The sequence below is a fragment of the Brumicola blandensis genome (genome assembly GCF_031846165.1).
Lineage (GTDB): Bacteria > Pseudomonadota > Gammaproteobacteria > Enterobacterales > Alteromonadaceae > Glaciecola > Glaciecola blandensis.
In genome coordinates this window covers 885,974-900,787 of the sequence record NZ_JAVRIE010000001.1, presented here as the reverse complement: position 1 = coordinate 900,787, position 14,814 = coordinate 885,974, and the positions used below count along the sequence as shown (strand labels likewise).

The 14,814-nt window shown below is 43.4% G+C and carries 14 protein-coding genes; 10 read left to right on the top strand and 4 right to left on the bottom strand.

Features of this window, described 5'->3' with window-relative positions; translation table 11 throughout:
- Positions 1-86: 86 nt before the first annotated feature.
- The 6 genes from RM544_RS03910 (at position 87) to gmhB (ending at position 6,544) form a co-directional block, all read left to right on the top strand.
- Positions 87-1,577 carry a CoA-acylating methylmalonate-semialdehyde dehydrogenase gene (locus tag RM544_RS03910; protein ID WP_311360452.1) on the top strand — a complete coding sequence of 497 codons (1,491 nt, stop codon included), beginning with the start codon at positions 87-89 and terminating at the stop codon, positions 1,575-1,577.
- A gap of 32 nt (positions 1,578-1,609) precedes the next feature.
- Positions 1,610-2,764 (top strand): acyl-CoA dehydrogenase family protein, encoded by a 1,155-nt coding sequence (locus RM544_RS03905; protein WP_311360451.1) that lies wholly within the window; start codon positions 1,610-1,612, stop codon positions 2,762-2,764.
- Positions 2,765-2,772: 8 nt separating this feature from the next.
- Positions 2,773-4,005 (top strand): enoyl-CoA hydratase/isomerase family protein, encoded by a 1,233-nt coding sequence (locus RM544_RS03900; RefSeq protein ID WP_311360450.1) that lies wholly within the window; start codon positions 2,773-2,775, stop codon positions 4,003-4,005.
- Positions 4,006-4,043: 38 nt separating this feature from the next.
- On the top strand, positions 4,044-4,937 hold the full coding sequence (gene mmsB, locus RM544_RS03895) for a 3-hydroxyisobutyrate dehydrogenase (protein WP_311360449.1): 894 nt from the start codon (positions 4,044-4,046) through the stop codon (positions 4,935-4,937).
- Between the two features lie 103 nt (positions 4,938-5,040).
- Complete coding sequence (locus RM544_RS03890) at positions 5,041-5,973, top strand: putative RNA methyltransferase (protein ID WP_311360448.1); 933 nt, start codon at positions 5,041-5,043, stop codon at positions 5,971-5,973.
- Positions 5,966-6,544, top strand: a complete 579-nt coding sequence (gene gmhB, locus RM544_RS03885) for a D-glycero-beta-D-manno-heptose 1,7-bisphosphate 7-phosphatase (RefSeq protein WP_311360447.1) — start codon at positions 5,966-5,968, stop codon at positions 6,542-6,544. The genes RM544_RS03890 and gmhB overlap by 8 nt, the downstream gene beginning before the upstream one ends.
- Here the strand turns inward: gmhB and RM544_RS03880 are convergent.
- On the bottom strand, positions 6,522-8,057 hold the full coding sequence (locus tag RM544_RS03880) for a DUF3413 domain-containing protein (RefSeq protein ID WP_311360446.1): 1,536 nt from the start codon (positions 8,055-8,057) through the stop codon (positions 6,522-6,524). The genes gmhB and RM544_RS03880 overlap by 23 nt on opposite strands.
- A gap of 7 nt (positions 8,058-8,064) precedes the next feature.
- The gene (locus tag RM544_RS03875) at positions 8,065-8,283 is read right to left on the bottom strand and encodes a YejL family protein (protein ID WP_311360445.1); all 219 of its coding nucleotides are present in this window, start codon (positions 8,281-8,283) and stop codon (positions 8,065-8,067) included.
- A 176-nt stretch (positions 8,284-8,459) separates the two neighbouring features.
- On the opposite strand from RM544_RS03875, the gene yejK reads away from it, so the two are divergent.
- The 3 genes from yejK to RM544_RS03860 are packed head-to-tail and all read left to right on the top strand — an operon-like array spanning position 8,460 to position 11,213.
- Positions 8,460-9,479, top strand: coding sequence for a nucleoid-associated protein YejK (gene yejK / locus RM544_RS03870; protein WP_311360444.1), 1,020 nt, complete (start codon positions 8,460-8,462; stop codon positions 9,477-9,479).
- An 8-nt stretch (positions 9,480-9,487) separates the two neighbouring features.
- On the top strand, positions 9,488-10,378 hold the full coding sequence (locus RM544_RS03865) for a 6-carboxytetrahydropterin synthase (RefSeq protein WP_311360443.1): 891 nt from the start codon (positions 9,488-9,490) through the stop codon (positions 10,376-10,378).
- Complete coding sequence (locus RM544_RS03860; RefSeq protein ID WP_311360442.1) at positions 10,371-11,213, top strand: M23 family metallopeptidase; 843 nt, start codon at positions 10,371-10,373, stop codon at positions 11,211-11,213. Before RM544_RS03865 ends, RM544_RS03860 begins: the two co-directional genes overlap by 8 nt.
- Before the next feature lie 17 nt (positions 11,214-11,230).
- On the opposite strand, the gene RM544_RS03855 is transcribed toward RM544_RS03860, so the two are convergent.
- Positions 11,231-13,057: a M61 family metallopeptidase gene (locus RM544_RS03855; RefSeq protein ID WP_311360441.1), complete on the bottom strand. Its 1,827-nt coding sequence runs from the start codon at positions 13,055-13,057 to the stop codon at positions 11,231-11,233.
- A gap of 215 nt (positions 13,058-13,272) precedes the next feature.
- On the opposite strand from RM544_RS03855, the gene RM544_RS03850 reads away from it, so the two are divergent.
- On the top strand, positions 13,273-13,734 hold the full coding sequence (locus tag RM544_RS03850) for an Mpo1 family 2-hydroxy fatty acid dioxygenase (protein WP_311360440.1): 462 nt from the start codon (positions 13,273-13,275) through the stop codon (positions 13,732-13,734).
- A 74-nt stretch (positions 13,735-13,808) separates the two neighbouring features.
- Here RM544_RS03850 and RM544_RS03845 read toward each other — a convergent pair whose 3' ends face one another.
- On the bottom strand, positions 13,809-14,804 hold the full coding sequence (locus RM544_RS03845; protein WP_311360439.1) for an ATP-dependent 6-phosphofructokinase: 996 nt from the start codon (positions 14,802-14,804) through the stop codon (positions 13,809-13,811).
- Positions 14,805-14,814: the final 10 nt, after the last annotated feature.

Here is a 14,814-nt window from a genome sequence, read left to right as displayed (position 1 = left end):
TAAAGGGCATGCTTGTTTACTGTAGTGCCATAACGTCTATATTTACCATTCAATATTATATCGGATGAATCATTTAAAGGTTTAGCATGAACAAAATAGCACAATTGATTAACGGTGAATTTACACCGTCTGCGGCAACTCAATTCATTGAAGTGACCAACCCAGCTAATAACGAAGTGATCGCGCTTGCACCTTGTGCAACAACAAGCGAACTTGAAGATGCTATTAAGAGCGCTGAAACAGCGTTTAAAACTTGGAAAAAAGTACCGGTTCCCGAACGCGCCAGAGTAATGATGCGCTACCAACATCTATTAAAAGAAAACCATGACGAAATAGCGACGATTCTGTCGGAAGAAACAGGTAAAACATTTGCTGATGCAAAAGGCGATGTTTGGCGTGGTATCGAAGTGGTTGAGCAAGCAGCCAATGTTTGTTCAATGATGATGGGTGAGACAGTTGAAAATGTTGCGACCAACATTGACACGTACAGCATGATTCAACCCCTAGGTGTTTGCTTAGGTATTACGCCATTCAATTTCCCAGCCATGATCCCTTTGTGGATGTTTCCAATGGCAATTGCGTGTGGTAACACCTTTATCCTGAAGCCATCTGAACAAGATCCAAAAACGCCAATGAAGTTAGCTGAATTGTTTTTGCAAGCAGGTGCACCGAAAGGCTTATTGAACGTGATTCATGGTGGAAAGGACCAGGTGAACTATTTACTGAATCATGATGCGATTAAAGCCGTGTCATTCGTAGGTAGTGTGCCAGTGGGTCAACATATTTATAAAACAGCAACAGACAACATGAAGCGTGCACAATGTTTCGCGGGTGCTAAAAATCACTCTGTGATTATGCCGGATGCAAACAAAGAGTTTGTATTGAATAACCTTGTTGGTGCAAGTGTCGGTGCTGCTGGCCAGCGTTGTATGGCAATTTCTGTAGCCGTTTTCGTTGGCGATAGCGCAGAATGGATCCCTGAATTAGCTCAGCGTATTGGTGAAGTGAAGCCGGGTTTATGGGACGACAAAGATGCAGGTTTTGGCCCGTTGATAAGCCCACAAGCAAAAGCAAAAGTGTTGAAATTGATTGCAGAAGGCAAAGAACAAGGCGCTACATGCCTAGTTGATGGCAGTGAGTTTACCCTTGAAGGCTACGAAAAAGGTAACTGGGTTGGTCCAACTGTGTTTAGCGATGTAAAAGCAGAGATGAGTATCTACCAAGAAGAAATCTTTGGACCCGTATTGTGCTGTATGGTTGTCGACTCATTAGAAGACGCAATTAAACTAGTTAATGCTAATCCTTACGGCAACGGTACATCGATATTCACTGCTAGTGGCGCAGCTGCTCGTAAGTATCAAAGCGATATAGAAGTAGGGCAAGTTGGTATTAACGTGCCTATTCCAGTGCCGCTTCCTTTCTTCTCTTTCACAGGTTGGAAAAACTCATTCTATGGCGATCTTCATGCTTACGGAAAGCAAGCTGTGCGCTTCTACACTGAGACTAAAACCATTACTGCTCGTTGGTTAGATGACGATATTCCTTCTGGCCCTAATATGACGATTGAACTTAAGTAATCGCATTTGGAAGATGATAAGGAGACTGACGTATGAATTTTGAAATGACCGAAGATCAAAAGGCCTTCGCTGAAACAGCAAAACAGTTTGCAGACCAAGAATTAGCGCCAAATGCAGCGAAATGGGATGCTGACCATTACTTTCCGATCGAAGCGATTCAGAAAGCGGGTGAATTAGGCTTTTGTGGCCTCTACACGCCCGAGAGTGAAGGCGGTTTAGGCCTTTCTCGCCTAGATTCATCCATCATATTTGAGCAGCTTTCAATGGGATGTACCACAACAACCGCGATGCTGACGATACACAACATGGCCACTTGGATGATAGCAACGTGGGGCACCACGGAAGTGAAAAGTGAGTGGATGGAGAGTCTGGTAGCGGGTGAAAAAATAGCAAGTTACTGCCTAACAGAGCCTGGCTCGGGTTCTGATGCTGCTTCGCTTCGCACCAGTGCAAAAAAGAATGACAAAGGCTACTTATTGAATGGCTCTAAAGTCTTTATTTCTGGTGCTGGAGCAACTCAAGTACTGGTAGTAATGGCAAGAACCGGTGAAGCCGGACCGGGCGGTGTATCGGCTTTTGTTGTCCCAGCCGATGCCGAAGGTATTGAGTATGGTAAAGCGGAAGAGAAAATGGGTTGGAATGCCCAACCAACTCGCATGATTACGTTTGATAACGTGCAAGTAGACAACACTGCTTTATTAGGTAATGAAGGTGAAGGTTTCAAATTTGCTATGCAAGGATTGGATGGAGGCCGTGTAAATATTGCAACTTGTTCAATTGGCACGGCACAACAAGCATTGAATACAGCTCAGGCGTATATGCAAGAGCGCTCTCAGTTCGGAAAGCCTTTAGCGAGCTTTCAAGCACTTCAATTCAAACTAGCTGATATGGCCACTGAATTAGTAGCGGCGCGCCAAATGGTTCGGTTGGCGGCTAACAAGGTTGATAATAACCACGCTGACAAAAGCACGTATTGCGCCATGGCGAAACGTTTTGCGACAGATGTCGGCTTTGAGGTTTGTAATCAGGCGCTGCAAATACACGGCGGCTATGGCTACATCAAAGAATATCCACTAGAGCGTCACGTTAGAGATGTGCGAGTGCACCAAATCCTCGAAGGTACGAATGAAATCATGCGGGTTATCATTGGTCGCCGTTTGGTATCGTCAGACACTGAAATATTGTAGGGACTATTATGTTAGAGAAAGATTGGCTCTCAGGTGCCAAACTTGCACCAAATAGTCATATTGATGCTCCCGTAACAGCGCATTTGTTGCCTAGGGAGCAAGGCAATACATTTCTTGGGGTATTACGTCTTAATAAGCCAAAAGCACTTAATGCACTGGATTTGGAAATGGTACAAGTGCTCACCGGCTTCTTAAGTGAATGGCAAAAAGATGTATCGGTATCTGCTGTTTTGCTATTAGGTGAGGGCGAGAAGGCATTCTGCGCTGGCGGCGATGTCGTATCAATGCATCGCGCCATGCAGGAGCAACGAGAACAAGAAAACCTTGCGCCTAATGACACTTTGGATAAGGCGCCTGGTTTTATACAAGACTTTTTTACCCAAGAGTATCAGCTAGATTACTTTATTAGCCAATATCCCAAGCCAATAGTTTGTTGGGGTACAGGTATCGTCATGGGGGGAGGATTGGGTTTATTTGCTGCTGCGAAGCACGCCATCGTTACCGAAACCTCACATATCGCCATGCCCGAGATCACCATAGGATTGTTCCCTGATGTTGGTGGGAGTTATTTTCTAAATAAAATGCCAACAGGGATGGGCCTGTTCCTAGGTTTAACGGGCGCTAGCATCAATGCTAAGGATGCGTTGTTTCTTGGCCTTGCTAAGCATGTCTTGCACTCAAGTGTGCTACCACAGCTTGTCGAACACCTGCTCAGAAGTCCTCAATTAGCTGATCAAGATGTGTCTGCGATATTGGATGATTTACAGGTGAGCCCTGAATCCCAAAGTCCGGAATTAGAAGGCTTAAGCGGTAAATTGCCGCCATTTAAAGATGCTTTCGCGTCATTTGCAGATGTGAATGGTGTGCAGGATATAGAACAAGCACTCAAAGAGATTGCGAGTCAGCATGAAGACAATGTTTGGTTGCAAAAAGCACTGAAAGGCCTGCAACGTGGTAGTCCAATTACGGCCCATCTTGTGGTTGAACAACTACGCAGAGGTAGAGATTTGAGTTTAGCGGCTTGCTTTCAGCAAGAAATAAATATTGCAGTGTCATGTAGCATGCACGGTGAGTTTCAAGAGGGCGTGCGAGCCTTGCTGATTGACAAAGACCGTCAGGCTAAGTGGCGTTACACAGAGTGGGGCGATGTGCCTGCAAGCTTTATTGCTTCGCACTTTACGTATTTTGACGTGAGTGAAAACCCGCTACTACACATTGACTCAGTGCTTACGGCCAACTAGGCGTTTGTGGTGATAATTGAATAAAAAAGGCTAGAACGATGAATAATAATACAAAAATTGCGTTTTTTGGTTTAGGTAACATGGGCGCTTCGATGGCTAAAAACTTAGTATCGGCTGGTTTTCAAGTCAGCGTTTATGATCTTGTAGAAGCGCAGGTAAAAAGTCTGGTTGATGTTGGCGCAATAGGGGCAGACACGCCAGCTCAAGCTTGCGAGGGTGCTCAAATAGTTATCTCGATGCTGCCTGCAGGAAAGCACGTTGAATCACTGTATTTCGGTCCACAAGGGCTTGTAGAAAATATACAAGCCAATGCACTGTTTATCGACTGCAGTACCATTGAATCAAATGCGGCAATTTCTATTGGCCGAAAGTTAAATGATAGCGGTCATCGCTTTGTTGACGCGCCTGTGTCTGGTGGCGTTGCCGGGGCTGCTGCTGGCACGCTGACATTTATAGTGGGTGGACATGAAGCTGATTTTCAACAGGCGAAACCAGTGCTGGAGAACATGGGGAAAAATATTTTCCATGCTGGCGCGGTTGGCGCCGGTCAAGTCGCTAAGATATGCAACAATATGCTGTTGGCGATTTTGATGGCGGGTACCTCTGAAGCTCTGCAAATGGCGATTGATAATGGTCTTGACCCTAAGGTGATGTCAGACATTATGCTGCAAAGTTCAGGTCGAAATTGGACGTTAGAGCTTTATAACCCTTGTCCAGGTGTGATGGAAACTGTGCCATCATCAAATAACTATCAAGGTGGCTTTATGGTTGATCTAATGAACAAAGATCTAGGCTTAGCTATGAATACCGCGAGTCAGCATAATTCTGTGACGCCAATGGGAGCGCTTGCCAAGTCATTGTTTCAACTACATGGTAATGCTGGCAATGGAAAGCTCGATTTCTCCAGCATTTTCAAATCGTTTAAACATTAGGGGGCGCTGCGCTCAGTTACCTTAGAGCTAAAATCGGTCTACTCAAAAATAAGGGTATGTTATCATGCCCTTAAGTTCAGCTAACTATGAATAGAGGCGCAACATGTGGCAATGCCCACTGTGCAAAGACCCGTTTTTAGATATCGACTCGGCAAGTGCCAAGTTAGAAAATAAAACCTTACAGTGTGGTAACAAACATAGTTTTGATCGCGCCAAACAAGGCTATTTCAACCTACTTCCAGTGCAACATAAAAACTCCAAAACCCCCGGTGATGACGAAGGTATGGTGCAAGCCAGAAGGCGATTTTTCGAATCGGCTCCCTATATGCCACTCGTTGAAAGTATCGCAGCGTGCATAAACACGTATCTGAGAGAGTCACATTCAGAAAACGCTGCACTGGGAGATGAAGAGTCAAAAAAATCACCCCTAAAGGTTCCGCGTAACTCGCGTGCATGTGCTGGTAGCCCAATAAAAATATACGATTCCGGCTGTGGGGAAGGTTTTTATTTAAATGCGCTCTCAGCTATTCTACCGGACAATTATCAGTTCGCAGGACATGACATTTCTAAAGCTGCCATTATCGCGGCAGCTAAAAAGAACAAAGATAAGCAATTGGTTGTCGCCTCTACTATCAATATTCCACTGCAAGATAATGCTGTTGATGTGGTATATCAAATATTTGCACCAAGTTGTTCTGACGAGTACCGAAGAATACTTCATCATCACGGATTACTCATTGTCGTTGAACCTGCAAGTGAACATCTGTTTGAGATTAAACAAAAGGTTTATGATAAACCTGAAAAACATAAGGTAGCGGAAGCAGGCATTGCCGGATTTTCTTTATTGGAAGAAAAAATAATCACTTTCCCTGTGAATTTAGATACTGCCGAAATACGCTTAGCTCTGTTGCAGATGACTCCGTTTTATTGGCGAGCGTCCGACGAAAGCAAGGCACAGATCGAAAATGAACTACACTCAGTGACGGCCAGCTTTGTGCTGAGGGTTTACCAAAACTCAAAGGGGACTCATGCATAAAGCCTTGTTTTTAGACCGCGATGGCGTGATTAACGTCAATCATGGATATGTGCACCAGCGCGAAGACTTCGATTTTATTGATGGCATCTTTGAATTGGTGCAACGTGCTAACGCTGCTGATATGAAAGTGATTGTGGTGACTAACCAAAGTGGTATTGCCCGTGGCATGTATACTGAAGAAGCCTTTGAAAACTTAAGCCAATGGATGAGCAATCAGTTTTTAGAACATCGGTCACACATTGATGCCATTTTCCATTGTCCTCACCATCCTAACGGAAGTGTTGAGACCTACCGGTTAGCCTGTGATTGTCGTAAGCCTAAAGCTGGCATGCTTTTGCGTGCAGCTAAAGAGTTAAATATTGACTTGGCAAACAGCATCATGGTCGGTGATAAAAACATTGATATGCAGGCGGCATGCGCAGCAGGTTTGACTAAGGCGTACTGGTTTACACCTGAGGCCAGAGACAATGCAGCCATAAGCCTTATTGAAGAAGAGGCAGTGAAGCTTGCAACAGGCCACACTGCCATCGAGAGAATAGAAAGCTTATTTAGCGTTTTGAGAACTCAGTAATGTGTTTGATTGAACGACTTAACAAATTAGTGTCAATCTCGGTCAATACTTTTTCATTTGTCATGTAGTCTCTAATCTCAAAGCTACCATCTTTACTCACCTCAGTAATCAGACCGTCGTGCACCACAACTAAATGTCTGCCTTGCGTGCTCACCGCCCATGTTCTGATGGGAGATTGCAATGCCTGACCAATCGAATAATTGCTAGGCGTTGCATTGCAACCAAGCTGTTGCAGTATGGTTGGTGCAATATCTTCTGTCGTCGACATGGTCGCTTTGAGAGGAATATTTGAGTACAACTGATGATGCGCTTGTGTATCGTTCTGGGTGACCAGAATGACGCTGGCAGAGCGAGTTAATAGATCTAAGTCGATGCCCTCTAGCGAATCTATAGTGATATTGGCAAAGAACAAGCCACTGTTCGAGCTTTTTAATTTCGCAGAAAAGTCTTCCCATGTTGCAGAGTAATAAGGCTTGTTCAGATTATCTTGATCTGCACTGCTAACATGGTCATGCATAGTGACCTCTAAGTTAAATGCCTTTGCTAGAGCGAGTAAGACGGGTTGAGAATCAGACACGCTAGCAAGTAATGCTTCTGGCAAACCATAAACCACTGATTGCAAGTACTGTTCTTCGAGTGTATTGCTTACAAAGTGGAAACCATAGGGTGTTAGTGTCTCTGGAAGTTCAGTAGGTGTGTTGTCTTGTACACTGATAAATACCAGTTTTTGTTGTGAATCTACTGAGCAATAAATAGGCTTAGGCGGATAGGTGAGGCTAAAGTCAGTATCGTTAAACTGGAGTGTTTGACGCTGGCGGTAGTCCTGTAAATCGAATACGCCAATACGTGACATCAGCGTTTTCGCCGTAGCAGGGTAAGAGAGCGGTAACATATTGTCTTGTTGTAATACGGGAGCATAAAGCTTTGCATCAGCCCAAACATGGATAGCATGACTTAGTACAAAGCACGCCACAAAGGCTGATGACACGTAGGCCCCGATCCGCACTTTCATAAAACGTTTAATTCGCTTGTGAATCGCATTCGCTAGCACTAATTGGAACATTAACCACACAACGACCAGTAGCAATAGGTAAAACCATTGTAGCCATGAAAATGCGCCCATCTGACCTTCTGTCTCACTGCGCAAAAGTTCAGCAGATCGAAAGCTAATGTGAAAACCGGTTTTGTTGTAAAGCAAAGCATCGAATGCAAGCAGAGCCAATCCCACTGCCGCAATGAATGAGCCTATGGCTTTTAGCACCCTCGGTTGCTTTAGTTGATAGCACAAAGGGAGCAGCAATAGAACAAAACCAAAAAAAGTAATAAAGCTGATATGCCCAAGCCACGTCAACACCATGTACAAAATGCTAAGTGGTGTGTTCGAAATAGGGGATGACAACAAATACACAGAAGAAATGACGATTGCCATTAATATATTTGCAAAGGCAAACCAATGTCCCCAAGCAACAAGTTCATTAATCTGTTTTCTTCTTGGTGTTTCATTAAAAATCATAGGACTACTAGTTTCCCTTCACTGCGCGCTTTAACACGTCGCAAAACTGATTAAGCATCGCTTCTCTGTTTCCTTCCGGCACCTGCTGCACAAAGATGTTTGATACCACATTACCCAGGACCATTAAGGACAAATCTCGATTAGCATTATTTTTTTCTAAACTATCGAATATGTCTTGCATTGCGGCTTCAAACTCTTGATTCGAGTAGCGAGATTGTTGAGGCATGAATCTGTCCTGTGATTTTTAGTGAAAAACTGGGTACAATTGGTTTAATAACGGCGGCGGATTATAAAGGCACGCCGAACATTCACCAACAATTGTCTGGCCAAATTCTTTTGAAAGCAATAAATTTGGCAATAAACAGCAGTTTAGCACATTTTTTAAGGTAGTCTTATTAGCATATGAGTGCACTCATTCACCAATTCGTAGTCCATCGCCTAAACTTATCTGACGATGGAAAACTTCATTTTATTCCGCGAAGCACCTGTTTCGACGTGAGTAAAGAAATCGAAGCCTTAGCACAGCAGCTTCATAATACTTTCAATAGTAAACCTGGAAAGGGTGTTGGCGGCTTCGCTGAAGAGAGCGAGTCTACTTTTTCCGCAGATCTTGGGCAAACTCTAAGCAGTGATCTCGATTTTCATGAGTTCAGCGTCAAAAGTGGCGAATTTTTATTACAAACATTGGCGAAGGAAGAGTTAGTTGAAACCGGCTTTCTGATATTCAGTCAATATGAATACTTAGCAACCAACTATCTTATGATTGCATTGATTGATACCAAACAGCATGTTGCAGTTAATCAAAATATGGATTTGGACTATAGCGATCACCTCGACTTCTCTAAAATGCAACTTGCAGTGCGCATTGATATTACCCAATGGCAAGTTACACCAGAACAATTTCGTTATGTGAGTTTCATTAAAGGGCGCATGGGTCGTAAAGTATCTGACTTCTTTATGAACTTCATGGGCTGCGAAGAGCAAGTTGACGTGAAGCAACAAAATAAGCAATTAATGCAAAACGTTGATGAATATTTATCTCAGGAACAATGCGACGCGTACGAAAAGAATCAACACAGAGGGAGCGTTGCCGCCTATTTTAAAGAGCAAATAGATAGCGGTGAAGATGTTAGCGTAGAAGATATTGCTAAATATCTCCCTCAAAATGAAGACGAAGGGCAGTCATTCACTGATTTTAACGCACAGCAAGAGGTTCCCTTAGAGCCTACTTTTCAACCTGACAGAGCCGTAATTAAAACCTTGGCGAAGTTCAGTGGTGCCGGCGGCGGCGTGACGCTTAATTTCGACCGCCAATTATTAGGGGAACGCGTGTTATACGATCCGAATACTGATACATTGACTATCCGCGGTATACCACCAAACTTGAAAGACCAACTACTTCGCGCAAATAAAGGAAACTAATCACAGTTATGAAACTTTTTGTCAATGATTTAACTGTGATGGACTTTTCTTATCTATGCCCAAAAAGAGGGATGGTTGGGGAAAGTTGGATTGTCGATATCGTGCTTGATGGTGGATTGAATGAAGAAAGCATGGTGCAAGATTTCGGTAAAGTGAAGAAAGAACTGAAGCACATAATCGACGAATATGTCGATCACAAGCTTGTTGTGCCTGCCGAGAATCAAGGCGTTGTTATCACCCATGATGCCTCTCATGAACGCGTTCAGGTCGATTTCACTTATCAGCACAAAACTGATTCAGAACAAAAATCGATGCACTTATATTGTCCACCTGAGGCCTATGCATTTGTTTATGCCGAAGAGGTCAATATGGACTCTGTGACTGAGTATTTAAAGGAAGTCATAAAAGTTCACTTACCTGAAAATGTGCACTCGGTGGCTATTTCCTTGCGTGAAGAAGTTATCTTAACGGACTTTTATCACTATACCCATGGTTTGAAAAAACACGATGGCAATTGCCAACGGATCGCACACGGTCATCGTTCAAAAGTCCTTATATTTGAAGATGGTGAGGAAAGCCAAAAATGGCAGTCATATTGGTCGGAGCGTTGGGCGGACATCTACGTTGGCACCGAAGAGGATCTTGTTGCCCCCAGTGATTTGAGCTTTTCACATTCGAATATTAATGAAGAACAATTTTATTGTTTTAAATATGAAGCTTCTCAAGGTGTGTTTGAACTTGCCATTGAAAAAAGTGCGAGCGAGATTATTCAAACAGATTCAACGGTAGAGTGCTTGGCGCAATATATGTTTGATGAACTTAAAACCAAAACTGACAAGCGTTTAGAGGTGAGAGCATTCGAGGGTGTTGGCAAAGGAGCGATTGTTGCCGATGACTAAGGTTCTTTTCCGCGCATTACTCATGTGTGCGTTGACCCATTCTTTATTGCCTGTCACCGCCATAGCGGAGCAGTTAACACTAAATGGTGAGTTGACTCAAGGTACCTTGTTGCGTGGAAACGTTCCCGAAAACAGCAAAGTATGGTTGAACGGAAAGGAGATAAAGGTTTTACCGTCAGGTGACTTTGTCATTGGTTTTGGGCGTGACGCTAAACTAAGTCATACCTTACAATGGCAAGCGCCTGAAAAAAGTGAAAAAAATGCGCATCAGATTTCACTTACTCAGCGAGAATACAACATTCAGCGTATTGAAGGTGTTGCTTCTAAATATGTGTCACCGCCGCAGTCAGTGACAGATAGAATCAGAGAAGATAATCGACAGATTGGTGCTGCCAGAAGAACGTTTAGCAATTTAACGAGCTTCCTTGAAACGTTTATATTGCCTGCTGAAGGTCCAATTTCTGGTGTGTATGGCAGTCAGCGTGTTTTTAACGGTGAGCCCAAACGACCACATTATGGTTTGGATATCGCAGGTCCAGTGGGCACCGCTATTGTGGCGCCAGCGTCTGGACGAGTTAGCCTTGCGCATGATGATATGTATTACTCTGGTGGTACGCTGATTGTTGATCACGGGATGGGAGTGTCTTCTACGTTTATCCACCTTTCTAAAATAACAGTGAAAGAAGGGGAGTTCGTAGAACAAGGCCAAAAAATTGGTGAAATGGGTGCGACAGGAAGAGTGACAGGTCCCCATTTAGACTGGCGTATTAATTGGTTCTCAGAACGTTTAGATCCTGCTTTAGTTTTGCCGGAAGCTTCAAGTCAATCAGACTGAAGCTTCTAGCGAACACCTTATTGAATCCAACGCTCAAATTTTGAGGCATCCTCAATACTGAAGTAAACCGTGTCAAGAATAGCTGCCTCAACGCGCATACTAGAGTGTATTAATCGGCCTTGTCGCAAATAGGTCAATGTGACCATACTGTTTTCTGCTGCTGTATTTATATCCGACGCGTAACTATCTAAGATAGATTGCAAGGTCGTGCTGCTCACTTGCCATTTATCGATAGCTATCAATATATCTCCAATTTGTAATCCGGCTCTACTGGCTGGAGAACCATCTTGCACTGATTGTAAAATGACGCCGCTGTCCTTGTCCTGATAGCTTGCGCCAAAACCACTCAAGGCGACTTTATCGGCAGGTGTACCACCAAGGTCCTTCAGGCCGCTGCGGCTGCGATAATGCAGTTTTAAACCGATAGAAGACAGCATTTGCGAATATGGCAAATCAATAGTGCTGTAAATAGCAATATCTAAGAAGGCGGAAATATCAATATCGAAATGCGCTTTGCAGATATCGTGTATAACGTGATCGTGGGTGCCGATATTTTTGGAACCATAGTCTCGCCAAAGTATTTGCATCACGTTATCTAAACAGTACTTTCCGGCGGATAAATCACGTAAGGTGATATCTAGTAACAGTGCAACGATAGCGCCTTTATTGTAATAACTGACGATATGATTGTGTGATCCAGCGTCTTGCTTATAAAATTTGGTCCACGCATTAAAACTAGATTCAGTCACTGTTTGTGAATGACGCCCCTGTGTTCTAATTAGCCGAGTTAAGTTCTCGGCTAATATCTGCGCATACCGCTCATGTGTAATCAGTTTGCTGCGAGCCATACTCAAATCGTCATAAAGGCTAGTGAAGCCTTCATAAATCCATAACTGCTCCATATAAGCTTCTTGGCTTAAGTCAGGGCTAATCATCACTTCTGGTTTATTTCGTTTAACGTGCCAAGTGTGGAAAAGCTCATGACTGCATAAACTAAGAAAGCGTTGATAATCTGCACTGCGCCAATCATCATAGCTCGTATCCTTGAAGTCTTGTTTCATAGGTAAGTGGAAGCGGGGATACATCAGTGCGGTTGATGCACGGTGTTCTAAGCCACCAAAACCATCTTCTGTAAGAAGTGTAATAAACCAGTATTCTTCTTCCGGAAAGCCATCGAACATGGTCATGTGGTGTTCACATAAAGGTCTTAGATCGAGACATATTTTTTCAATATCAGTTTGCGTGCTACCAGACAATACTAGGTGAAATTTTGTTTTACCTACTTCGAATGTGTGTTGCTCAAATTGACCGAGTAGCACAGGATGATCGATAAGTTCCTGATAGTCCTCACAGAGGTATTCATAAACAGTTTCTTCATCATTTTCATGTTCAGCAACACTGGCAAAAGAACAGGCGATACGCCAGTTTTGGTCAACTTGATTATTGGTGATAGATAATGAGATTGGTCTGTTGCTCATTTCTTTTACTTCTAAGAAAGTACTCGTACCATTAAAGAATGCATATTCGTCAAATAAATAAGCGCCACGAACAGACAAGTCAAAAGCGTACACTAAATAGTCTACTTGAACCGCTTTCCTTTCATTGATGACTTCCCAAGATTGTTTATCTGTTTGCACAATACTCAGTTCAGCACCGTTTTCATCTTTTGCTGAAATTTGGTGAATATTTCGTGCAAAGTCACGGATCATGTAACTTCCTGGGATCCATGCTGGTAAGCTGAAATGCAATGATTGAGATTCACTACTTGGTACATTTATTGAGACAGAAAACAAATGCTCGCTCAATGATGAAGGACTGATCTTATAAACTAACTGCGCGGTCATACGGTATACCTAAGGTTAATCGGGATGGTATTGAATTTATGTTCTAGAAGACTAGCATGTAGACTCAATGAAAGCATCGCTTGAGCAAGATAGATTCACAATGTAAACTCGTTGTTAATAATGAACGTAAGCCGATAAAATAATAAGTATAAGTTCATGACTTTGCAGCTAGGTCTGTAAAAGTCTGGCAAAAGTAATACAACTTGAGGTGTAACATGCGCGAAGTAGAACGACTCATCAATCATTATGGTGAAAGTCATACGAATAAAACGAATATCTTGATCCACGCCATTGCGGTACCGTCCATTTATTTTGTGACGATTGGCCTTATCTGGTCTATTCCAGTGCCCGAGTTCATGAGTGCAATGAATATCACCTTTGCCCACATACTGGCTATCCCAACTCTGTATTACTATTTTAAGCTCTCTGGGCCCATTGGCGCAGCCATGACCTTGCTCACGCTTGCCGCATTTGGCGTAATCAAAGTCTTGGTCATGTTTGATATTTCAGTATGGATGTTCAGCCTCGCACTCTTTGTCGTGATGTGGGTCTTACAGTTTATTGGGCATAATATTGAAGGCAAAAAACCTTCATTTTTCGAAGATTTACGCTACTTGTTAGTGGGGCCGGCGTGGTGGTGGGTGCATTGGCTGAAACGCATGAACATCAGCTATTAATCACAAAGCATTGTGGCATGGCGCATGATTGCGCCTTTGCCTAAGTATCAAGATCAGGTGCTTGTACCTACTGGTTATCCCAAACGCGTAATGCGATCTAGTATCTCCACCGAATAACGATTCAGGTTTTTAGTCGTTGTTCTGGTCTGCTCTAGTGGCACTAGTACTGGTTTAGTATGTGTTTCGCCTACCATGACACCTCGTGCTCCATTTAATAAGCTTTCTACAGCGAAAGCGCCGAGTCTTGTTGCTAACATCCTATCTTTACTGACCGGCGAACCCCCACGTTGAACATGTCCAAGAGTAAGGACTCGAAGATCAAAACCAGTCTCAGAGGCTAAAGAATCGGCTAGCACTTGTAATCCTCCAGGCCACAGATTTTCAGTTATGATGATAATATGGCTCGGATTCGTTTTGTTTTTCCGACGCACTTCGAGTTTATCAAGGATTTTAACCAACTCTTCTGCTGCTGAGGTAAACAACTCTGGGACTAAAACATGATCGGAGCCAGAACTGATAGCAGAATCTAAGGCAATAAAACCGGCTTCTCTTCCCATCACTTCTACTAAGAATATACGTTCAAATGCTTCTGCGGTATCTCTTACTTTGTCGATCGATTCGACTGCGGTTTGGATTGCGGTATGAAAACCGATCGTAAAATCGGTGCCGGATATATCATTGTCAATGGTACCGGGTATCCCTACCACAGGCTTATCCCAAACAGTTTGTAGATGCTCTAAACCCATGAATGAGCCATTACCACCGATAACAATGAGTGCGTCGACATTTAACTCGTCAAGGTTTTTTGCGGCAAGTTCAGCGCCTTCCTTGGTTTTAAATTTATCACAGCGCGCACTGTACAATATGGTGCCACCTCGCTGAATGAGGTTGTAAACATCTGCGCGCTCCAGAGTCCGCCAGTCTTGGCGTAGCAGGCCATTATACCCATGTGTATAACCAATGACTTCAATACCTTCGTGTTCACAGGCCAAACAAATTGCTCTGATACAAGCATTCATGCCTGGCGCATCGCCACCTGAGGTAAGTACTGCAATTTTATTTACGGGCATTGGAAACCTT

Coding starts and splice junctions, on each gene's coding strand:
- RM544_RS03910 (WP_311360452.1), top strand. CDS start 87: ATGAACAAAATAGCACAATTGATTAACGGTGAATTTACACCGTCTGCG.
- RM544_RS03905 (WP_311360451.1), top strand. CDS start 1,610: ATGAATTTTGAAATGACCGAAGATCAAAAGGCCTTCGCTGAAACAGCA.
- RM544_RS03900 (WP_311360450.1), top strand. CDS start 2,773: ATGTTAGAGAAAGATTGGCTCTCAGGTGCCAAACTTGCACCAAATAGT.
- mmsB (WP_311360449.1), top strand. CDS start 4,044: ATGAATAATAATACAAAAATTGCGTTTTTTGGTTTAGGTAACATGGGC.
- RM544_RS03890 (WP_311360448.1), top strand. CDS start 5,041: ATGTGGCAATGCCCACTGTGCAAAGACCCGTTTTTAGATATCGACTCG.
- gmhB (WP_311360447.1), top strand. CDS start 5,966: ATGCATAAAGCCTTGTTTTTAGACCGCGATGGCGTGATTAACGTCAAT.
- RM544_RS03880 (WP_311360446.1), bottom strand. CDS start 8,057: ATGATTTTTAATGAAACACCAAGAAGAAAACAGATTAATGAACTTGTT.
- RM544_RS03875 (WP_311360445.1), bottom strand. CDS start 8,283: ATGCCTCAACAATCTCGCTACTCGAATCAAGAGTTTGAAGCCGCAATG.
- yejK (WP_311360444.1), top strand. CDS start 8,460: ATGAGTGCACTCATTCACCAATTCGTAGTCCATCGCCTAAACTTATCT.
- RM544_RS03865 (WP_311360443.1), top strand. CDS start 9,488: ATGAAACTTTTTGTCAATGATTTAACTGTGATGGACTTTTCTTATCTA.
- RM544_RS03860 (WP_311360442.1), top strand. CDS start 10,371: ATGACTAAGGTTCTTTTCCGCGCATTACTCATGTGTGCGTTGACCCAT.
- RM544_RS03855 (WP_311360441.1), bottom strand. CDS start 13,057: ATGACCGCGCAGTTAGTTTATAAGATCAGTCCTTCATCATTGAGCGAG.
- RM544_RS03850 (WP_311360440.1), top strand. CDS start 13,273: ATGCGCGAAGTAGAACGACTCATCAATCATTATGGTGAAAGTCATACG.
- RM544_RS03845 (WP_311360439.1), bottom strand. CDS start 14,804: ATGCCCGTAAATAAAATTGCAGTACTTACCTCAGGTGGCGATGCGCCA.